Annotated in this window: 19 protein-coding genes and 1 tRNA gene; 5 read left to right on the plus strand and 15 right to left on the minus strand. The window is 40.6% G+C overall.

Features of this window, described 5'->3' with window-relative positions:
• Positions 1 to 186: 186 nt before the first annotated feature.
• On the minus strand, positions 187 to 1635 hold the full coding sequence (locus tag AACW45_RS09210; RefSeq protein ID WP_190632705.1) for a glycoside hydrolase 100 family protein: 1449 nt from the start codon (positions 1633 to 1635) through the stop codon (positions 187 to 189).
• 1053 nt (positions 1636 to 2688) lie between these two features.
• Positions 2689 to 3885, minus strand: coding sequence for a site-2 protease family protein (locus AACW45_RS09215; protein WP_190632706.1), 1197 nt, complete (start codon positions 3883 to 3885; stop codon positions 2689 to 2691).
• A 523-nt stretch (positions 3886 to 4408) separates the two neighbouring features.
• Between AACW45_RS09215 and AACW45_RS09220 the strand changes: the two genes are divergently transcribed.
• On the plus strand, positions 4409 to 4696 hold the full coding sequence (locus AACW45_RS09220; RefSeq protein WP_190632707.1) for a hypothetical protein: 288 nt from the start codon (positions 4409 to 4411) through the stop codon (positions 4694 to 4696).
• Positions 4697 to 4886: 190 nt separating this feature from the next.
• Here the strand turns inward: AACW45_RS09220 and psaK are convergent, their stop codons facing one another.
• Positions 4887 to 5141 carry a photosystem I reaction center subunit PsaK gene (psaK, locus tag AACW45_RS09225; RefSeq protein WP_096643669.1) on the minus strand — a complete coding sequence of 85 codons (255 nt, stop codon included), beginning with the start codon at positions 5139 to 5141 and terminating at the stop codon, positions 4887 to 4889.
• Positions 5142 to 5269: 128 nt separating this feature from the next.
• Here psaK and AACW45_RS09230 point away from each other — a divergent pair, with 128 nt between their 5' ends.
• Complete coding sequence (locus tag AACW45_RS09230) at positions 5270 to 5908, plus strand: phosphoribosylanthranilate isomerase (RefSeq protein ID WP_190632754.1); 639 nt, start codon at positions 5270 to 5272, stop codon at positions 5906 to 5908.
• A gap of 38 nt (positions 5909 to 5946) precedes the next feature.
• Here AACW45_RS09230 and folE read toward each other — a convergent pair whose 3' ends face one another.
• The 5 genes from folE to AACW45_RS09255 all read right to left on the minus strand — a co-directional run bounded on the left by folE (position 5947) and on the right by AACW45_RS09255 (position 10688).
• Complete coding sequence (gene folE / locus AACW45_RS09235; protein WP_190632708.1) at positions 5947 to 6654, minus strand: GTP cyclohydrolase I FolE; 708 nt, start codon at positions 6652 to 6654, stop codon at positions 5947 to 5949.
• Positions 6655 to 6841: 187 nt separating this feature from the next.
• A complete protein-coding gene (locus AACW45_RS09240) occupies positions 6842 to 6979 on the minus strand; it encodes a hypothetical protein (protein WP_190551933.1) in 138 nt (45 codons plus the stop codon).
• A gap of 532 nt (positions 6980 to 7511) precedes the next feature.
• Complete coding sequence (locus AACW45_RS09245) at positions 7512 to 8492, minus strand: acetyl-CoA carboxylase carboxyltransferase subunit alpha (protein ID WP_096643671.1); 981 nt, start codon at positions 8490 to 8492, stop codon at positions 7512 to 7514.
• 142 nt (positions 8493 to 8634) lie between these two features.
• On the minus strand, positions 8635 to 9654 hold the full coding sequence (locus AACW45_RS09250; RefSeq protein ID WP_096643672.1) for a long-chain acyl-[acyl-carrier-protein] reductase: 1020 nt from the start codon (positions 9652 to 9654) through the stop codon (positions 8635 to 8637).
• A 338-nt stretch (positions 9655 to 9992) separates the two neighbouring features.
• Positions 9993 to 10688, minus strand: a complete 696-nt coding sequence (locus AACW45_RS09255) for an aldehyde oxygenase (deformylating) (protein WP_190632709.1) — start codon at positions 10686 to 10688, stop codon at positions 9993 to 9995.
• A 191-nt stretch (positions 10689 to 10879) separates the two neighbouring features.
• On the opposite strand from AACW45_RS09255, the gene AACW45_RS09260 reads away from it, so the two are divergent.
• The gene (locus AACW45_RS09260) at positions 10880 to 11707 is read left to right on the plus strand and encodes a carbohydrate ABC transporter permease (protein ID WP_190632710.1); all 828 of its coding nucleotides are present in this window, start codon (positions 10880 to 10882) and stop codon (positions 11705 to 11707) included.
• A gap of 62 nt (positions 11708 to 11769) precedes the next feature.
• Here AACW45_RS09260 and AACW45_RS09265 read toward each other — a convergent pair whose 3' ends face one another.
• The 5 genes from AACW45_RS09265 to psbZ form a co-directional block, all read right to left on the minus strand.
• Positions 11770 to 13035, minus strand: a complete 1266-nt coding sequence (locus AACW45_RS09265; protein WP_190632711.1) for a glutamate-5-semialdehyde dehydrogenase — start codon at positions 13033 to 13035, stop codon at positions 11770 to 11772.
• A 3-nt stretch (positions 13036 to 13038) separates the two neighbouring features.
• The gene (locus AACW45_RS09270) at positions 13039 to 13446 is read right to left on the minus strand and encodes a hypothetical protein (protein ID WP_190632712.1); all 408 of its coding nucleotides are present in this window, start codon (positions 13444 to 13446) and stop codon (positions 13039 to 13041) included.
• A 780-nt stretch (positions 13447 to 14226) separates the two neighbouring features.
• Positions 14227 to 14298 (minus strand) — tRNA-Gly (locus tag AACW45_RS09275).
• 156 nt (positions 14299 to 14454) lie between these two features.
• Positions 14455 to 15027, minus strand: a complete 573-nt coding sequence (ribH, locus tag AACW45_RS09280) for a 6,7-dimethyl-8-ribityllumazine synthase (RefSeq protein WP_190632713.1) — start codon at positions 15025 to 15027, stop codon at positions 14455 to 14457.
• A 186-nt stretch (positions 15028 to 15213) separates the two neighbouring features.
• Positions 15214 to 15402, minus strand: coding sequence for a photosystem II reaction center protein PsbZ (gene psbZ, locus AACW45_RS09285; RefSeq protein WP_190551922.1), 189 nt, complete (start codon positions 15400 to 15402; stop codon positions 15214 to 15216).
• Between the two features lie 374 nt (positions 15403 to 15776).
• On the opposite strand from psbZ, the gene AACW45_RS09290 reads away from it, so the two are divergent.
• A complete protein-coding gene (locus AACW45_RS09290; RefSeq protein WP_190632714.1) occupies positions 15777 to 18488 on the plus strand; it encodes a CBS domain-containing protein in 2712 nt (903 codons plus the stop codon).
• Between the two features lie 111 nt (positions 18489 to 18599).
• The gene (locus tag AACW45_RS09295) at positions 18600 to 19187 is read left to right on the plus strand and encodes a Uma2 family endonuclease (protein WP_190632715.1); all 588 of its coding nucleotides are present in this window, start codon (positions 18600 to 18602) and stop codon (positions 19185 to 19187) included.
• Here the strand turns inward: AACW45_RS09295 and AACW45_RS09300 are convergent.
• Together AACW45_RS09300 and AACW45_RS09305 are read right to left on the minus strand one after the other, a co-directional pair.
• Entirely contained in the window at positions 19151 to 19516 is a 366-nt protein-coding gene (locus AACW45_RS09300) for a DUF433 domain-containing protein (protein ID WP_190632716.1), read from the minus strand. The genes AACW45_RS09295 and AACW45_RS09300 overlap by 37 nt on opposite strands.
• 336 nt (positions 19517 to 19852) lie before the next feature.
• The gene (locus AACW45_RS09305) at positions 19853 to 21625 is read right to left on the minus strand and encodes a serine/threonine protein kinase (RefSeq protein WP_190632717.1); all 1773 of its coding nucleotides are present in this window, start codon (positions 21623 to 21625) and stop codon (positions 19853 to 19855) included.
• Between the last annotated feature and the right edge of the window lie 307 nt (positions 21626 to 21932).

Genomic DNA, 21932 nt, shown 5'->3' on the forward strand with positions numbered 1-21932 from the left:
AAAATGTGATAGCGATTCAATTAATCATCGTGACATAGGAATTGCCGCCAAGAGCAGAAATCACCCCAAAGCGATCGTCAAAATTTTTACTCTCTCAGTCTGGGCGGTTTTTTTAAAATAAAAGCCCCTGATATACAGGAGCTTTGAAAAGCTTATTTATTCTACCTAAGCAAGAAAACCTTACTTCTATCTAGGAAGATATGGATCGATACTGCTAATTTCAAACTCACAAGCACGAGAAATTGATTCTGGTGATAATTCATCAAAACTCACCAGTCGTAAATAGCTGGGGTTAGCTATCAGTTCTTTTGCTAATAAGAAACCAGTAATTGACCAGGTTTGATATTTCCTAGCTTGCTTACCAATTAATCTACCTTTTTTACCATCGTAATATTCTGGCCATTCATCTTCACTCAAGCGTGATTGAGCAATTTCAATCGCTTTTTTACCTAACTCTAGATTGTTAGTTTTTACCGCAGCAGCAGCCAACATCCACATCAACACAGGCCAGCTACCAGCATTATGATATGACCAAGGAATATTTTTAGGATCGCAGCCTGTGACAATTCTATACTCTTCATGTTCTAAGGCTGGAAAACAGATTTTCATTGGCATATCTCCAACCAAATCTTCCCAACGTTCGGTAATCAGAGTCATAATTGCTTGGGACTGTTCGTCAGTTGCTAAGTCAGAAACAATCGCCATCAAATTACCAAGAGAAAAGAAGCGCGTATCTAGTTGGGAAGGGCCTACATTACCAGCTAAATAACCACCTTTTCTTGGCAACCATTTGTCTAATTCATAATAAGGAAGTGAGTCTACATATATATTGAATAAATTGACTGCACCTTTACCATACTCTTCACTTTTAAAACGGTAAATTGCATTCAGTCGATTAATATCTATCCAATAATGTTGACGAATATGACCGCATAAAAGCGGTAAGCGATTATCAATTGCGGCTACAATATCTTGATTACCTTGACAAATTAGTAATTCACGAGCAGCACGCAAAGCCGTGTAGAATAAAACTTGAATTTCTAGGGGATGACCATATATACCCAAGCGACGGTCAATCATACATGCGCCATCTGGAACTAATAGCGTTGGGTACATATCAAAGCGATTCGCCAAGCAGATTTCCATAATTAACCTGATACCGGTTTGGAATTCAGGTTGATAAGCTAGGGAAAAATCTTTGGTAGCGACAACATAAGCACGCAATAAAATAATCCACCAGAGACAGGAATCCACAGGTGTGACGCGGGCGATCGCGTGTTCGCCAAAATCTGCTTCTAAATATTCCTCTCCATTCACAGAGACAACTTTAAAGCTAGCCGGAATTAAACCTCTTCCTGGCTTATATGCATCTAAAGCCCTTTCTTTAGGCTGTAACTTTAAGGTTTCTTCCAGAAAATTGCGGACAATTTCTGTTTTCCCCTTAATCAAAAAAATCAGCGCCGAAGATACAAAATCTCGGATAAAGCATTGGTCGTAATTTAGCGCCTCTACAGAAGAATCGTATGCGGCCAAAGTCCCAACAGGACGACCTTGATAATAGATAATCGACTTTTCTAAGGCTTGCCAAGCTTCTTCTTGTATATTTTCAGATATTACCAATTCGTTTAGTTGCATCGCCAGAATAACTCCATAAGGACTGTACATTTGTGGTAGATGCGTTCTGATATATGCTGCTATTGCGATCGTAACAAAGACGATTTTTTAATAGCAAATAGAATTTGGGAATAAATAATGAACTTTAAAAAATATCTGTAACTGCCAAATTTGTTTTGCAGATTGACTGACAGTTAATAAGCTTTATCAGCAACGATCGTGTTGGTGAATGACAAATTTTTATCTTTCACCTCCAGCAATAATATTACTTTTATGGCAGTTACGCAAAATATATTTGGCAATTGTTAATCAAGTTTTTCTTTCTCGAAACCCTGATGTGACAATAAAAAATATATTCCTAGTAACGTTTAAGATTTAACTTAAAAATTTCACTAGTTACAGTATCTGTATTAAGCAGGATTTAGTTTTTGAAACTACAAAATTATTTTATTCCCCTATATGTTAATAATTTATAATATTTTTTCAGAATGTGCAATATAAATAATTAAATTTTTGCAAAAATCATCCATCTTCAGGATGATATATTTTAACTTACTTATCCCTAAAATGGCGAGCAACTGGCAGTCAGTAGATAAAAGACAATCTATACTAGACTTAGAAATCACAAATCTATATATAGTAGCTAACAAAGCCAAAATAGCTGATATTCAGCAAATTTAAAGTATTTATTGTAACAATAATAAAATTTAAAAATTCAATTTTACTTTAGTTAACTTTCGCTTATAGACTGAAACAGTTCAATGAAAGATAATTGTAGGTTGGGTAAGCCAACAAAGCCGCTTTGATGTTGGGTTACCCATATAATTATCTACTGCCTGCGATCGCACTGCTTTTGATTGTCTATTGAATGTCAATTTTACAAATGGCTAAAGATATTTTCCATCAACTGATACCAATCCTTGATAAAGATGCACTTAATATTTATTAATGAACCGCCTTCTCTGGGAGAGGCTTCCGCCAAAGCGTAGCGTCTCCCAGAGAAGACGCCAAGTGCGCCAAGAAACAGAGAGGTAATCAGTGAAGTGCAAATTCATCCAGAATTGGTATCAGAGATTAATTTGTAGTTGATTTGGCAATTGCGCCTAATTGCAAACCCGATGGATAATTACCATCTTCTTTGATGCGTTTAATTTCTGCATCACCAATTCGCAAGTTAAGTTTTTGCGCTATTGTTCTAACAATATCTCCGCGATCGATGACGCCAGCTACTGCACCAGCAGGAGAAAGTACGGTAATCCTTGGTAACTGTTCATTCTCCATTTTATTAATTACTTCTGCTAAAACAGTAGCTTCGGCTACTGTAGGTATTTCTGATAAAGGATGCACGATACTTTGAAGAGTTTGGGTTTCCCAGGAGCTTCTTTCTACTAAGCGTAAATCATCAATGGCAACCATGCCGCGATAACGTCCATCAGCAGCTGCAAAATAAATTGGTGGCGCATTACTATCTAATAAATAGGAATCAGCAAAGGAACGCAATGTTTGCTCGGCGTCAACTACGCGAAAATCGCGAGTCATTGCATCGCTAGCTGGGACTTTTAACAGAGTTTCTTGTAATGTGGTGACGCTGTCGTAGGTGTTGGCGTTGCGAATTCCAAACCAACCTATCAAGACAATCCACAAACCTAAGGCTAGTTCTCTGGTAAAAAAGTCTATAGCAAAACCTAACGCGATCGCTCCATAACCTAAAATTTGTCCCGCCCTTGCTGCTAAGTGTACCGCTTGAAAGCGATCGCCTGTAATTTTCCATAATGCAGCTTTGAGGACTTGTCCGCCATCTAGGGGTAAGCCGGGAATTAAGTTAAATAAGGCGACAACTAAGTTAATTCTCGCTAAATCGCTCACCATGACGCTAATGGGGCTAGTTTCTGGTAAGACGTAAGATAGCACCCGCAGGATAAAAAACAACCCAATACTTACCAAAGGCCCCGCGATCGCTACTTGAAATGCTTTAAACGGAGTTTTCGATTCTTCTTCTATCGCGGCAATTCCACCGAATAAAAATAAGGTAATGGAATTAACTCGAATTCCTTGCGATCGCGCTGCTAAACTATGACCAAGTTCGTGTAATAACACTGAAGCAAATAGCAGCAGTGCCATTACCATTCCCGCACTCCAAGCTAAAACGCTTCCCCATGCTTCATAAGCTACCCCAAAGTTGAGGGTGGCTAACCCTAAAATTACGAACCACAAAGGATCTAAAAATAGTGGAATGCCAAATAAAGATCCGATTTTCCAATTTGTTTGCATGACATTGTCCTAAAAGTAGATATTTACATTTCCAAGTGATATAAATAATACAAGTACGTTTTTATACTCAATATTTGCCTATGGGCGAGCGATCGCTAAAAACTCAGATATACCAAGTCTTGAGGGTAATGCTCTCATTTCTAGAATAGACAATTAATCATATTTAATCACTTTGAGAAAATAAATTTATTCTTCCTCAAGAATCAATAAATCTGATAAGTGCCCAGTCAGCAACCATAATTTCTCAAGTTGCAAATTTGACTGACAGTAAAACTAATCAAATTTATTAAAACTGTTGCAGCACTTATTACAGCAAATTTCTCTCTTGTTCGGCAAATCTGCTGAAATAAATGCATCCCCTACTTAATAATCAGTACTTTTTTGTGACTTTTAACAATTCAAGTATCGGCTTATTTACCCATTTTATCATTTTTGTAAATAGCCGAACTCTTACATAAAACAGATTATGTTAGCGTTAAGTTAACGCTGGATTTAGTAATACTATATTTTTGAGATAGACAGTATGCTTTTACCAGTTTTATACATGGAAAGCCTAGATGAAATAGACAGCGAAAATCTATCTCGCGGTGAAATTCAAGTGCGTCAAATTGCTAGAAATATGTCTGTATTTCCGGCTTTTTGTATTTATGCACTATTTTTACCGCTACTGATGATTTTATATTACTGTTATGAACCAGCGAAAGAAGCCTTTCAAGGTTTTATCTTTACTTTTATTCTCAAACCAATTCGCTGGGTTTGTTACAAAATAGTTTTTATAGTTTGTGATGCTGTCAGAAAACTTAATAGTTGAAGAATAATATTAAATATTCACAATCGGCAGAAAACTAAGCACTTCTAAGCACCTAGTTTTCTGCCTAGAGAATCCGTTAATCAGAATATATCTAGCGTTAAGTTAATCTGAAAACGGTAGCAACGCATCAATTTAGGTAAGAAACAACCTGAATAAATTTTCAGGATTGTCCCGCTTTTATGCCTAAAAATTATAAGCGACCAATATTAGTCAATCCTAAAACAATCCCCACACCGATAATATGACCAAAAGCCATTGCACCGATGAATGTGGTCGCACTGATAGGTAAACCAGGAAATTTGGGTCCGACATTAGGATATTTAATTCTGGTAGCCAGCAACACAGAGATAATGCTGCTGATGCTGATAATAGCTCCGACGGTAGGATTCCAAGCGGGTGTGGCAGGAACAGAGGCAGCAGCAGCTAGTAAAATTGATGGATTCAAGGTTGTATCTCCTAAATCGGAAAATCATATAAACCATCAAGATTATAAAATTTATTAGGAAAAAACTAAAAAATATGGACAAAAGATCTACCTTTCCGTAGGTATTTATCCGAGATAACTCAATGAATATGCGAGTGAAAATTTGCGGTATTACCCAACCACAGCAGTCTTTAGCGATCGCTTCTCTTGGTGCTACGGCATTAGGATTTATTTGTGTGCCAACTTCGCCGCGCTATGTTACCATAGCGCAAATTCAAGCCGCAATTGCACCGTTACCAAAAAATATTGACAAAATTGGTGTGTTTGCTAACACCAGTATTGCATTGATCGAGCAAACAGTTCTAGAGTCTGGTTTAACTAGCGTGCAGTTGCACGGGAACGAATCACCAGAATTTTGCTTAGAGCTGCGCCAAGCTTTACCAGGAGTAGAAATTATTAAAGCTTTTCGGGTGCGTAGCCGCGAGCATCTACAGCAAGTGGCAGAATATAGCAATTATATAGATACATTACTGCTAGATGCCTATCATCCCCAACAATTGGGCGGTACTGGTCAAACTTTAGATTGGACTATGTTACAACAATTTAGCCCCAGTTGTCCTTGGTTTTTAGCTGGAGGGTTGACGCCAGATAATATTTTAGATGCCCTCAGCATGATCAGACCTGACGGCATTGATTTATCTAGTGGTGTAGAAAACGCACCAGGAGATAAAGATTTACATCGAGTCGCCAGGTTATTTGCCAATTTAAGGATGAAGTCTGAGGGGTGAAATTTGTCCTTCCTTCTTCATCCCTGAGGCTTCATCTTTTAGAAAAATGCTGCTTGGTGGCGAATCAAGTTTAAGAATTCTTCGCGGGTTTTTTGTTCTTCTTGGAAGACACCCAGCATGGCGCTAGTCACAGTCCAAGAACCTGGTTTTTGGACACCACGCATTACCATGCACATATGAGTAGCTTCCATCACTACAGCTACTCCGTGAGGATTGAGGATAGTTTGCACTGCTTCAGCAATTTGGCGGGTAAGTCTTTCTTGAACTTGCAGACGGCGGGAATACATTTCTACAATCCGCGCTAGCTTACTCAATCCCACAACTTTTTGGTTAGGGATATAAGCAACATGCGCTCTCCCCATAAAAGGTAACATGTGATGTTCGCACAGGCTAAAGAAGTTAATATCCCGAACTAACACCATTTCGCTATGGCCTTCATCAAAGATGGCTCCATTGACGAGTTGCTCGAGAGATTGGTTATAGCCACTGGTGAGAAACCGCATCGCCTCTGCTACCCGCTTGGGGGTTTTCAATAGACCTTCACGTTCTGGATCTTCTCCCACACCGAGAAGGATTTGATGCACGGCGGCGGTCATTCGCTCCATATCTTCATCTTTTGGCTGATGCAATTCTGGCTCATGGCCGTCATGGGTATTGCGATCGGGTCTGAGTGTGATAGCATCTGCTAAATCGGGAATTAGAGGTGATTGAGAGCGATTAGAACCGTTAGAACTCGCGATAGTCATATAGTAAATCTTGGTAAAGGTTTGTCATTTGTGGCAAAGTTGAGGTAGTTAGTTGAACTACTTGTCTGATTTAAGGCAGTTTTATCTCAGACTTTGCGCTTTGTCATGTTGACAAAGTAGCGATGGCAACTTTGTCCTTTGTCATTTGTGATCAGCCAAAACAAATGACCGACAACGAAGGACTGATTTAGAGAACGCCAGTATGAGAAATCAGAATTAATTGATTAATTGCTGCTTGTGGTAGCAATAAAGCTGTGTGCAAAATCTTTGCCGTATCCCACAGTTCAGTAGTAATTAAGGCGCATCGTTTTGGCTCAACGCTCATTCTCTTTCCAAATTGGTTGGCGGTTCTGCAAGCTTTTTCTACACCCCATTATGTGAATCGCTCGGTAGGTCATAGATTAAATTAATCTAATGAATAGATTAATTTAATCTAAATAATCCGACGATTTTCGGTGGCAGTTGTTATATTACAATGCCATGATGGGTTTACTGATAGTTAAGTCTTTGTCCAGGGATGACAACACATTGTCCGTCTGGATAATTTCATGGTAACACTCAAAAGTAGTCAGCAAATTTGAGACAAACCATCTAAGTTCAATAATTACTAATAGGTAATTCGTAATTACTCATGAAAATCACATAGCAGTTACTAAACTAAAAATTGAGTCTTGCTTCTAGGTAGAGCAACCCGACCAAGATTGTAACTACGAATTACGAATTATCAATTATGAATTGCGCTTTGACTAAGTTTGTCAAACATGAAAACGCCTATGACTGAGAAGATTGTTAAAAATCTTTAAGCGTCATAGGCAATTATAGCATTGCTGCCATGCTAATCAAGCATCTGGGGGTTTTTAGTGGGCAATTTCTGTAAACACGCCAATCTTGCGGAACTTTTCATAGCGCAGTTGGCGGCGTTCAGAAGCGGTTAAACGGTTAAGTTCGTCTAAATTCTCTAATAAAGCTTGTTTAAGGGTGTTAGAGGCTTCGATGGGGTCAGAATGAGCGCCACCAATGGGTTCTGGTAAGATTTGGTCAATAATCCCCAAATTTTTCAAGTCATGAGAAATAATTTTTAAAGCGGTAGCAGCTTGTGGGGCTTTAGCTGCATCCTTCCATAAAATAGCAGCACAGGCTTCGGGAGTGGCTACAGTATAAACAGAATGTTCAAACATCATTAAGCGATCGCCTACCCCAATACCGAGTGCGCCACCGGAACCGCCTTCGCCAATGACTGTACAAATAATTGGCACATCAAAGCAGAACATTTCCCGCAAATTATAAGCGATCGCTTCGCCTTGACCTTGATGTTCCGCTTCTACCCCAGACCAAGCTCCTGGGGTGTCGATAAAAGTTAAAATCGGCATGGAAAACTTATTAGCATGTTCCATTAACCGCAGGGCTTTGCGATAGCCGCCAGGATAGGGCATCCCAAAGTTACGGGCGATATTATCCTTGGTATCCCGTCCTTTTTGATGACCTAACATGACTACAGGCTGTCCGCCCAAACGACCAACACCACCCACTAAAGCCGGATCGTCACCACCACAGCGATCGCCATGTAATTCCATCCATTCATCACTCATAGACTGAATGTAGTCTAGAGTACTAGGGCGGCGGGGATGACGAGCCACTTGCAGTCTCTGAGAAGGAGATAGACTTGTAAAAATTTCTTCACGCAGTTGCATAGCGCGTGCTTCTAATTGGCGTATTTGACCAGAAACATCGACGCCATTTTCTTCTGCAAGTTGCCGAATTTGGTCAATCCGGGTGGCGAGTTCTGCTAGCGGCTTTTCAAAATCTAACAGTAGCGGTTTACGCTCGGTAGTTGCCATAGTTAGGGATGAGTATGAGGGTTCGGGTATTGGGTATAGGGGTGAGAATTTAGGGGGATGAAGGGCTAAGGGTTAGAGGCACAAGTTAGACAAGGGAGACAATTGACCAATGCCCAATGCCCAATGCCCCATGCCCCATACCCTAAACTAGCAGTGGTCTAAATCCATGCTTAACTGAAACCTGACCAATCTGCTCCATTTTGTCTACGGTAATCTGATTACGCCCCCAAGAAAAGTTCGTATATAACTTCTCAAACTCCAGAAGCATAGATTCCGCAAAACAAGCAAATAACTGCCTTGCAGGTACATCCATATTGACTATTTTCATGATTTTCCAGTCAATATCTAGAGAATGTTCGACAATCCCACCGTTTAGCACATATACGCCAGGATGCTGCACTTTTGTGCCTAAATTTTTCGGATAGCCACCGTCAATTAACAAACAAGGTTGCTTCAGTAGCTTGGGGTTGATTTCTACGCCTTTAGGCATACTAGCTACCCAAACAACAATATCCGCTTCGGGTAGGGCTTGTTCTAAGGACATAATTTTGCCCCGCCCTAGTTCATCTTGTAAATTTTGCAGTCTTTCTTGATTCCGGGCGATTAGTAGTAGTTCCTTGACATCTGTTTTTGCGTCTAGCCAACGAGTGACTGCACTACCAATGTCTCCCGTTGCGCCGCATACAGCCACAGTGGCTTTAGATAACTCAATTCCTAATTGTTTTGAAGCTTGTTCCACCTGCCGACAAATAATATAGGCAGTATGAGTATTACCTGTGGTAAAGCGTTCAAACTCTAGTTTAATATTACGAACTTGGCTAAACTGTTCCAAGTTAAAATTTTCAAAAATGATCGAAGAAAATCCGCCTAAAGCTGTGATATTAATCCCATGCTTTTGTGCATGAGCCATCGCATTGAGAACTTTACGTGTAGCTGCTTTAATCCGGCGATTTGCCAACATCTCAGGTAAAAAGCAGGATTCTACATACTTTCCTTCAATTTTCTGTCCGGTAACACTAGTGACGGTAATGTTATCGACAATTTGCGGCGGGGCGCTGCACCAAAAATCTAGCCCTTGATCGGCATATTCTGGGTATCCCAATTCTTGAGCTACTGCTTGAGCGTGTTCCAAACTAGTCAGATGTCCAATTAGACCAAACATGTATTGATATATTAGGCGCGTGCTGCGTCAAAAGCGTGGAATTAAGTGAGTTAAGAGGGATTAACTTACTCTTAAAAATACTACACAAAGCGTAAGATTCGTCAGGGGTAACACAGTCCACTATGAGGGTGAAGGTATGAAATTAAGAATTTCTACCTTCAGCTTGACTTTTGTTAGTTAGGGACTTCCAAGTAAAAAATATTCTCGCAGGGATTGTTGACTGTTGACTGTTGACTGTTGACTGTTGACCGTTGACTGTTAACTGTGAACCGTCAACAGTCAGCGACTTGAACGGAATAATTGATTTTTTGGAGTTCCCTTACCCCTAGAAGTTATGTTTATGCGGCTTTAAGTCCGTAAGCGGAGAGGCGCATGATATCGCGAGTGCTGAAGCCAATATTACTTAAAGCTTCACCGTACTGAATCATGAAGTCTTCTACTAAAGCATCTTTTTCCATTGCCAGTACTTCGGCATCATCGGCTACTCGGTTGAGCATTTTCCAAACAATAGGCAAGTTTTGGCGATTGGCTGCTTCTAGTTCAGCTTTGGATTCGGCAAAGTTAGCTTTTAACCACTCTTCGCCAAAGTTGAGATGACTATACTCATCTTTGACTACACCCTCAGTAATTTTACGGGCGAAATCATCAGCCACAGGGATATAGATGTTGTATGCGGCGATCGCAAAACACTCAATAATTAAAGACTGAATCAGTAAGCAAGTAACTACGTTACCTGCTGCTGCGGCTGTTTGGAAGTTACCGTGTAATTCTGAGAAAAAATCTTTAGCAAATTCCAAATCTGGCTCTACTTGTAAATTGCGTCCACAAGCTTCAAATCCTTTCTTGTGACGGCTTTCCATTTTCGACAGGCGAATCAATTCATTTTCACTATCTGGTAGCAATTGTGCCAGTCGGATGTAATTGTCATGGGCTTCTTGTTCGCCTTCAATGACAATCCCATTAATCCGACTATATGCGTCTTTGTATTCTTCGCTTTGGAAATTAATTTCAGATTGCTCTGTAATCTGCTGCATGTTATGTTTACCCCTGTAAACGTGAATCATTTGATACCAAAAATAAATCTACCCTATGAGTTTAGGGTAACGATCGCTGTGATTTAATTTAACTTAACAAGTAACTATACAAGTAACTATATTTATAGATTAGCTTTTGCTGGGGGCGATGCTCTAGTAATACAAATATAAATGCACAGAAAGCAACAATCATGTCCAAACCAAGCCTAAATCTGAAATCTAGCGATTTCTTGAGCTTCGCAGTCTTAGTAACAGGCGCTTTGATTATTTTGCTACCCCTATTTGTGGTTTTCCTCACTTCTTTGACTCCATCTGGGGCGACAGTAGGAGGTTTACCGAAAAGTAATTGGACATTAGCTAATTATCAAGATGCTTGGCAGCGAGGTAAATTTTTATTGGCGTTTGCTAATTCTACCTTAGTAGCGATCGCAGTGACGGCCTTTCAGATTGTCACCTCGGCATTAGCGGGTTATGCTCTGGCCAGATTAAAATTTCGCGGTAGACAAGCTCTGCTGTTGATTGTCATCGCTACTTTGGTGATTCCCTTTCAATTGTTGGTGATTCCCATCTTTTTGGTGTTGAAGTGGGGACATTTGATCAATACTTACGGAGCGTTGATTTTACCAACTGCTGTCAACGGCTTTGGTATTTTTTTGTTACGTCAATATTTCCAAACAATTCCCGTGGAGTTAGAAGAAGCCGCAACCATTGACGGGGCGAATCGCTGGCAAATTTTGTGGCGAGTTATGTTACCTTTAGCACGCCCGGCTTTGGTAACGCTGTTTTTGTTCACATTTATTGGTGAATGGAACGATTTATTTAAACCCTTGGTATTTACTACACGCCCGGAACTTAGAACCGTACAGCTAGCGCTAGCAGAGTTTCAGGAACAATTTACCAATAATTGGCCTTTAATGATGGCGGCGGTAACAATTGCAACTGTGCCAGTCATGCTACTATTTCTCATCGGTCAGCGTCAGTTTATTCGCGGTATTGCAACTACAGGGATTAAAAATTAAGTTATTGGTCATTGGTCATTGGTCATTCGTGATAAAAATAGGCAATAAGGAACGGTATTGCCTTAAAATCGCCCATTTCCCTGGACAATATGCTTCACAGTTGTCAGGGTTTCTAGGCTAATAAATCCCCTTCGATGACCTTTTTGATTAGACATTCCTAAAAATATCGAGTCTCCCCGTGAGGGGTTGCGAGAAAACCGGGGGGAAGTATTGATATAAGTAGAGGCGCTATTTACACCCAAGGCAAACTGGCGACTTTCTTGGTATGATTCAGTGACAATACAGTCAGCATGACCGCTACTGTATTGATTAATCCAAGCGATCGCTGCTTCTAAGCTATCTACTAATTTAAAAGCCACTGTCTTGGTTAAATAGGCAGTTCCCCATTCTGCTTCTTTAGCTAGCTGCAATTGGGGAAAGGCTTCGACTAATTCAGCATCGCCTTTGATTTCAAAGCCTTTATCTTTGAGACTATTCCACAAAACTGCTAAAGATGAGGGTAAAGCTTGGCGGTGAATTAAAACTTTTTCAATGGCGTTGACTGGATCGGGATCGCTTTCATGGCTATCGATAATCATCCAGCGCACCATTTCTAAGCTGCTATTGAGCGACCAGTAAAGGTAACAGTTACCCATTGCTGATTTTAACACTGGGCAAGTAGCTTGGCGCATTACCTGTTGTACTAAGGTAGAACGGCCGTAGGGAATGACTAAATTCAAATATTGGTCTTGAACGACCAAATCCCGCACGGAAGCACCATGTTCTGTGGTAATTAGTTCTAAACAGCCAGGAGGCAAACCGACTTCGGCAATTGCATTTTGTAAGACACTAGCGATCGCTTCGTTAGAATGACTGGCTTCAGTACTGCCTTTGAGGATAATAGTATTACCAGTTTTAATACATAAACCTGCGGCGATCGCTCCTAAATCGGGGAATGCTTCGTAAATAAAACCGATAACCCCTAAAGGCATTAACTGGGAGTAACTTTGAGAATCATCTTGTTGATACTCAGCGTTTCTCACCCGCCGTAGCGGATCTGGTAATTCCCCCAACCGTTGGAGGATATCCACAGTCGTTTCTAACCTAGTGGGAGTTAATTTTAGCCAATCTAAAACTAACTCCGGTACTGCCATTTCTCGGCTGGCTTCTAAATCTAAAGTGTTAGCCTCGAGAATATCATCAAAAGCGCGTTCTATCGCCCGCGCCATCGCTAATACAGCACGACTGCGGTCTACTCCTTTTGCGATCCCCAGCTTCAGGGAAGCTTGGTAAGCGCGTTGAGCGCTATTTATGGGTTCGGGGAGATCATCCAAAGCTTCAACGGTCATTGGTTAACGTCTGTAGGTAAGCCAGACCATTAGTGCTGGCAAAATAGCCAGAAGTACCGCCACCATTGCCCAAGCAATAATGGTGGAACCATTTGCTAATTTCAGTGCTAATGGTAGCCATATAATCACTAGCACGAAAATAATGCCCAGCGCTATTGGTAGATACCGTTCTCCCCAACGCGGATGGACAACATGCCAACTATTACTCACCCAGCGCCAAGCACGCTTGTAGGGGTAAGTGGTGGAAAGTTGTTCTAAAACATAAGGATCGCTTTCCACCACAAAAATTTGCTGACAGCGATCGCAACCAAAAGCATCTGTAAGCGTAATCGGAATTAACCGCCCACGGCGACGGCAAGGGCAGGGATATTCCGCATTAAAGTCTATTTTTTCAGGTTTTTGAGATTGCACAAGCGTTCTAATAACTTGAGCTTATTTTTTACAATATGTGAGGAAAAATTTCCGCTTCTATACCTTAGGTACTGGTTTTTGATTTTCCAGATTTTTACAGATGGGAAGGCACAGCCAACACTGCTAAGATTCCCAAGGATAGATGAGGTTCAATCGGGCTGTTGTCAAAACTATCTATTAAGTTTGAATTTTGGGACAGAGACAATTTGCTTGCTGTTTTTCCCTATATTGAGCAATCTTGTTTAATGATTTTTTTGTCTTCATCTGGAGCTTAAAAGGTAAATTTAGTCGTTTTATTTAGACAGTTTTGGTTTTTGAATATGGCACAGTTTTCAGTTTACGTGGCGACATCTCATAAAACAACTGTTCTCTGAGGTTTAGCCAGTAAGCAATGATTACCAGTAAATCAACTAACCAAGATGTTTAGAGTGCCCTGATTCGCCTTGCTCATTGCTAATTATTCATTAATACATTATGTATTAATTATTGCTTGTTTTTACGTATTTATCTCCTATTTTCCCAGAAATCTGAGATATTTTTAGAAAATAGGGAGCCTAAAAACATGAGTGAGTTTATCTAACTCGCGCCATTGGTAGATTTGGGCTGCACTTCACTGCGACAAGGCAATTTGCACCTAACAAACATTACTACGAATCTAGCCACCACGATCCAGTGTAGTATGATGTCAAAAAATTGTTTCACTACACCTATGAAGATTAGCTTAAGCTAGTTTACATCTTCACAAAAACATTATTTTTAAATTGCCTATTTATCATTAAAAGCGGGTAACGCGATTCGAACGCGCGACATTCACCTTGGCAAGGTGACGCTCTACCACTGAGCTATACCCGCAATCTCCAGACATTTATTAATATCTCATATATATTCTTGGTTGTCAACCCCCTTGTTGAAGTTTGTAGTTTAGGACAAGGGGGACAAGGAGGACAACTAACAATTGTACAGACGCGATTCATCGCGTCTCTGATTATTGACCTTTGACCATTGACTTCAGGCTTCAGATTCAGGGGAAAAATTGCCTATGGTGCTACCGGGAAAAGCAGCAGGTAGAGATTGGCTATTGAGTGCGTATGGTTCTGCCATATTAGAGCGCAATTGCCGCATCAGGCTAGCCATTTCTAAGGCATTCATTGCATATTCCCAGCCATGATTGCTCTTAATGCCGGCTCTTTCTAAGGCTTGCTGCATGGTGTCTACTGTCAAAATGCCAAAAATTACCGGTACGCCAGTTTGAAAGCTGGCGGCGGCAACGCCTTTGGCGACTTCGGAAGAGACATAATCAAAATGGGGGGTTTGTCCGCGAATGACCGCACCTAAGCAAATAATCGCATCATAGCGACGAGAAAGCGCAAGTTGGCGGGCGACTACGGGGATTTCAAAGCTTCCCGGAACCCAAACATAGTCAACTTGATTACCGTGGGGGTTGGGATCTACACCGTGGCGTTTCAAGCAATCTTGACATCCCTCTAACAGCTTTACGGTAACAAGATCGTTAAATCGACCAATGACTAAGGCAAACCGCAAAGGTTCTGTTTGGGTAAAAGTTCCCTCAAAAACTGCCATGACCGCCTCTTTACAAACTATACTTCAAGGCTAATATACATTTGTTCTGAAAAGATAGAAGAGCAGAGGAACACAATCAGGCAAAAATAACCAGGTGAAAAAATCAATCCACCCGCATTACTTTTGAGATTAGCTCTTCTGCTCTTGTATTATCTGTGTTATTTAGTTGTGTAAGTAAGTGATCGCCTACACCACAAAAAAGTTTAATAACCCGACTAAAAGTACCAAAGCGATCCAAACGCCAGAACCTAACCAGATTAGTCTTTTAGACTCTACCCAGTTTTGGGGTGTAGCATAGGCAACGGGAACGCCAATTACCAATACAAAAGATAGCAGAACCAGTGCTAACAAAGCGATTTGAAATATTATGGTCATTTTTGTTTCTCCCAATCCAGCGAAATACTAAAGTTGACACTCTCACCGCTATCAGCAAAGCTTTAGCAGGAGATTCTTGCTTCATCGGGTTTGTCTAGCATTAGGTCATCTCTGTCCTAAAACCCCGTCCAGATTCCCCTCCACAAGCATCTGTTTAAAGTTCACTAACTGTTCGTCAGCAAACCAGAAAATATTTATCCTATAGAATATAGAATATCGTACAAGGCAACACTGAGATTTTGGCTTCTCTGTTAAACTATCAGAAATTGCGTCACTATAGTCATTAATCCGAAGTCAAAAGTCCAAAGTCCATAGTCAACAGTTGATTGACCATTGACCCTTGACTCTTGACTGTTGACTCTTGACATTTGACTATGGACTTAATTCTTTGCCACACTACAGCTGATTTTGACGCACTCGGCGCGGCGGTAGGGCTGACGCGGTTAAAACCAGGTAGCAAGATTGTACTTACTGGTGGTGCGCATCCACCTGTCCGCGATTTTTTGGCATTACATCGCGATGAGTATCCCCTGATTGAACGGCGTTCGGTGAATCGGGAAAAAATTCGTTCTTTAACTATAGTCGATACCCAACAGCGCGATCGCTTGGGTAAGGCTGCTGAATGGTTAGATTTACCCCATCTTCAGGAAATCATCGTTTACGATCATCACCTGGGACATGAATCAGATATCCCCGCTACCCAAACTTATATTTCCTCTGTGGGAGCTACAACAACTCTCATGGTGGAACAATTACAACAGCAGCAAATCTCTCTGACTCCGGCTGAAGCTACTGTGATGGCTTTGGGTATTCATGTTGACACGGGTTCTTTAACCTACGAGCAAGCCACACCCAGGGATGCTTTAGCTTTGGCTTGGTTGATGCAACAAGGAACCAGTTTATCTGTAATTTCTACTTATGTTGACCCTGGTTTATCGCCACAATTGCAACAGCTTTTAACCAAGGCGTTAGCTAAATTAGAATATCTTTGTTTGCGTGGATATACGATTGCTTGGGTAACTTTACCAACAAAGGAATTTGTTCCAGGGTTATCGAGTCTGGCTTCCCAATTGGTGGAGTTAACGGAAATCGACGCTTTATTATTGGCAAATGAATATCCTTTATCAGAGGATGATTCTCGCTTGACAATCATTGGGCGATCGCAAATTCCCCAAACTAATCTCAATGATTTATTCTTACCTTTAGGTGGTGGCGGACATTCTCAAGCTGCATCGCTGAATCTCCGAGGAGTCGATTCTCAAGCTATTTTAAAACAACTAATAGACGAGTTTAAAGCCAGTATCCCCCATCCCTTAACAGCCAGAGATTTGATGTCCTCTCCTGTGCGTACCATTCGTCCTGAAACCACAATTAGCGAAGCACAGCGCATTTTATTACGTTATGGGCATTCTGGATTATCTGTAGTCGATATTACCGGGCAACTTTTGGGTATTGTTTCCCGCAGAGATATTGATATCGCTTTACACCACGGCTTTAGTCATGCGCCAGTCAAAGGCTACATGACAACAAATGTCAAAACTATCACACCAGATACTACATTACCTCAAATTGAAGCTTTGATGGTGACTTATGATATCGGACGGTTACCAGTATTAGATAATGCTCAGTTAGTCGGGATTGTTACCCGCACTGATGTCTTGCGGGAATTACATCAAAAAGACGATGCGGGAAATTGGGAAACAGGAGAACAAGGAGATTTTGTACTCTCAGAATCTTTCCGTCCCAAACTTTCCCTATCTGCTGCTTTAACTCCCCAATTATGGCAATTACTCACCCAAGCATCACAAGCAGCAGAAAAACGAGGTTGGCATTTATACCTTGTTGGCGGCGCTGTGCGGGACTTGCTATTAGCAGAAAACGCAAGCGGAACCTTAATGATTAAGGATATCGACTTAGTAGTTGATGGCTTTCATAAATCAGCAGATGTAGGTGCTGGTGTAGAATTAGCCAAAGAATTACAGCAAATTCACCCAGAAGCGCGGTTAGAAATTCACGGAGCTTTTCAAACTGCGGCGTTATTATGGCATAAAGACCCAGAATTAGACTCATTATGGGTAGATATTGCCACAGCGAGAACCGAATTTTACCCTTATCCGGCGGCGAACCCAGAAGTAGAAGCTAGTTCCATTCGCCAAGACTTATATCGCCGTGACTTTACCATAAATGCGATCGCACTGCGACTAACTTACCCTCGTGCTGGCGAATTACTTGATTTCTTTGGCGGATTGCTAGATTTACAAGCTAAAAAAATTCGCGTTTTACACGCCAATAGTTTTATCGAAGATCCCACCCGAATTTATCGCGGTGTACGCTTTGCTGTGCGCTTTGGATTTGACATAGAACCACAAACTGAAGACTATATTCGCTATGCCATTAATAGTGGTGTTTACGATCGCACTGCACAAGAGAATAGCAAAACCCCAGCTTTACAAACTCGCCTCAAAGCTGAATTAAAACATATTCTCGAAGCACCTTACTGGAAACCTGCTTTACAGTTACTCGATAACTTAGGGGCATTACAGTGCATTCATCCTACCCTAAAATTAGATGAGAATATTTTACGAGAATTACGCTTATTAGAACGCTGTTTAAAAAGATTTGACAGCCAACAAACATTAATTCATTGGCAAATGCGGTTAGAAACTTTAATTGCCCATCTAGCACCAAAATACCGCGATAAAGTCGCCAAAAATTTGCAAATGCAAGAGGACAGTATTATCCGAATGCAAAAATTAGCTGACGTAGAATTTGAGGTTAATACATCATTATCTACTGTCAAACTTCCCAGTCAAGTAGTAAATTTACTGCGACAATATGATGTACCAATGCTAATTTTAATTGCCTTGCAAAGTCCTAGAAATATCCGCAGACAGATTTGGCATTATTTAACAGTTTGGAGAAATATTCAACCTATGATTAATGGTAACGATCTGAAAAAACTTGGCTACAAACCAGGCCCCCAATATCGCCAAATTCTCGATGATTTACTAACCGCCACCCTAGACAGCATAATTAAAAATCAAACAGAAGCCCAAGAATATTTAACCAAACATTACCCTTTATAGACTTTCTCCTCCTCTCTGCGCCTCTGCGCGACGGCAGTCGCTACAACGGGGGGAACCCCCGCAACGCGCTGCCTCCTCTGCGTGAGAAAAACTTTTAATCTTATAGCTTTTATGCAAACACAAACACCAAAAAAACTCTACACCCCAGAAGAATATCTACAACTAGAACAAACCTCAGAATTCAAAAATGAATATTGGGATGGAGAAATTGTACCAATGGCTGGCGGAACAACTAATCACAACGAAATCGCAGGTAATTTTTATGCAAATTTCAAATTAAGAATGAGGAGCCAAAATTACAAAATATATATGGGTGATGTCAAATTGTGGATACCGCGTTATCGCATCTACACATATCCAGATGTCATGATTATTCAGGGAGAACCAATATATGAAGGAAGTGGTACTACAACAGTGACAAATCCCTTATTGATTGTAGAAGTATTATCTAAATCTACAGAAAACCATGATAGAACTAACAAATTTAGGTTTTACCGTTCTATCCCGACTTTAAAAGAATATATCATAATTGACCAATATGAATATCTCATTGAGCAGTTTACGAAAAATGCTGAGAGTCAATGGGTATTAAGTGAGTATGAATCAGAAGATGCTGTATTAGCACTCCAGAAAATAGAGTTTCAAATTCCCTTCAGTGAAATTTATGCTGGTGTGAATTTTGAACTAGGCGAAGAATGAATTTTGGCCTGTCTTTCAATTCGCATTTGGCGCATCTTTTCCGATAATGGAGGAGGATTTAGGCGTTGTTGTTCTCTCATTCTATGACTATGTTCTATCCAGTTTTTCATATAATCACTGACAGCTTGTTGATTTTGCAGATAATAAAGGATAGTTGCATATACTTGTTCTAAAGATAAAGATGTATATATCTGAGCAATTTCTTCTGGTGACTTCCCACAATCAATATATTCATAAAGGATTGTTTCGATTCCAATTCTAGAGTTTTGCAATCGAATGTCTTCAGGAGAAAGAAAGTTGAAATATTCTGTAATGTGTTTGTTAGACATAGGTTTAATCTATATTATTTTTTGATTTTAGATAGTATTAAGTAGTTATATGTTGATTTTATCATTGCGATCGCTCTTTTTTAGAGCGTGCGATTTTATCTTCCTCATAAATCAATACGCCTCACCCCTCAACCATTGATATAAACTGTTCTCTTGCTTACCCGATACACCGCCCGCAGGCTAGAAGCCTGGGGCTAACACCATGAAGCCCACCTTCGTGGGCTTTGTACGATTAGCCGCACCCTTCTAGGGTGACGGCGGGATTTCGGGATAAGCGACAAATTATTACCACCTATTCGCCAGCAACATCTTTTAAGAAGTTGGGTATCTGTTGAATTACGGCTTGATTAAATATTCTTCAGAGTCACGATATTTAGTGATTAACTTACGTGTTTTGAGGGGTGAATAAAGCAGCATAGAAAGTGTAGGTAAACTGGTTCCTGTTAGTGCTAACAAAATAAATGGATTTAGAAAGCCTGCTATTATCCCAGTTCCTACAGCAGATCCAAATCCTAATATTAGTAGTATCAGCACATTTGTAAATGAGTCTTCAGCAAAACCTATAACCCAATCCACAGCCTTAGCCACAGCCTTAACCACAGCCCAAGCCACAGCCATACCCACAGCCATACCCACAGCCTTAGCCACAGCCCCACTCACAGCCCCACTCACAGCAAAACTCACAGCAAAACTCACAGCCGCACCTACAGCCACACTCACAGCCTGACTTACAGAGTTTCCTCGCTTTAGTAAGCAATAACCGAGACAAAACCCAAGCATAAGTGAGGAAATACCGATAAACAGAATCAACCCGTATCCAAAAGTTTTTAACAACAAACTTCCAACCGCAGTTGCAGCATTAGTAATAAACCAAGTCGTAGCCCCACCTACCACCACAGACACTAAAAACAGCCCAATTAAACTACCAAAGGGTATCTTTCGCTTTTCAATTGGTAAAGCAGCCGTCTGCACCTTCACTGTTAAAGTGTGAGTCGCTGGATAAGCATTACTGTGCAGTATCAGTTGACGTTTATACTGCTTATCCGCCATCAATTTACTCGTATCCACCAAAACCTGACACTGAGTATGATTCCCGACAAACTGAGCAGGTGTCACCGCAATCCAAGCATGATCGTCTGGCGTATGTGGTGGGTCATGAGGATGGGGTGCAACTTCCCATCTACCTTGTAGTAAAGTATCTGCTATGGGGTTCTCCACTGTGATACTTTGCGTTAGCTTTTCCCCTAATCGGTTCGCTTTGAACTCCAGCACTGTTTCACTGAAATCAACTCCCGCTACACGGATAACATCAATTGGTTTGAGTGCTGCTAACGCCTCTTTCGCAGTGGAAAAACGGTCTTTTTGTAGGGGTTGCACCATTTTCTCCAACCAGCCTATAAAGCTTAGACTTAGGCGGGGTAGGCGATTTTGAAACTGAATTTGATATGGATTATTGCGATCGCACAATTCACGGATCTCTGTTGATCTAATTTCTGTCAACAGACAAATTAAGGTTGCACCCAAAGCATACAAATCTGTAGCCTTGGTAGGCTCAAACATTTGCTCTGGCGGAATAAAACCTGGAGTACCTTTAAATACACTACTCCCCGCTACTTCCTGACTACCAATGCGAGCAAAACCAAAGTCTATCAAATAAACGTTGCATTCTTCATCTACTAAAATATTTTCTGGTTTAATATCCCGATGAATCACCCCAGGTTTGAGATTTTGCAGATAGACAAGAATTTCTAAAACTTGAATAGCAATTTGCTTGATTTCTTCTAATTCAAAATGACCAATCAGTTCTGCCAAATTTTCAGCGTTGATATATTCTTGTATTAAGCAGAAGCCATCAGATATACTAAAAGAATCTATATACTTGGGAATACCAGGATGAGCTAGTTTTTCTAGAACCTCAATTTCTCGTTGATGAGCCTCAAATCCTGACCAACTAGAACCAAATTGAGCAAAGCAAAACTGCTTGACTACCACCTGTTCTTGACTATCAATTTTTAATGCTAGCCAAGTAATTCTTCCTCCTTCCCGATTGCGCCCCAATTCTCTAATCACTTGATAGCCGTTTTCGCGAAAATCTGGATAGCTAATCATAGTTCAAGGAAAACAAGTATAGTAATCTAAGTATGCTTTGCAATTTGCAAATACACTTAGGCTACCAGGAGTAATTTAATTAATCAATAATGTTAAGAATAGTTATTGATCGCGTAATTTTTATGGTAAAATTTGTTACTTTTTAGCCCGTTTCTAGCAGATTACTCACTGCTTTCTCAAATTGAATATTTACCCGAATCATTCACTACAGTTTAGTTAGACTTGGATGTCATGTCTATCAATGGCACGTACAAGTTAAATTATTTTAAAACCCGAAAGACTATCGATGCCCTGCCTCTACAATTTT

It is taken from the genome of Calothrix sp. FACHB-168, assembly GCF_963889195.1.
In the GTDB taxonomy this organism is placed as follows: Bacteria; Cyanobacteriota; Cyanobacteriia; order Cyanobacteriales; family Nostocaceae; genus Aulosira; species Aulosira anomala_A.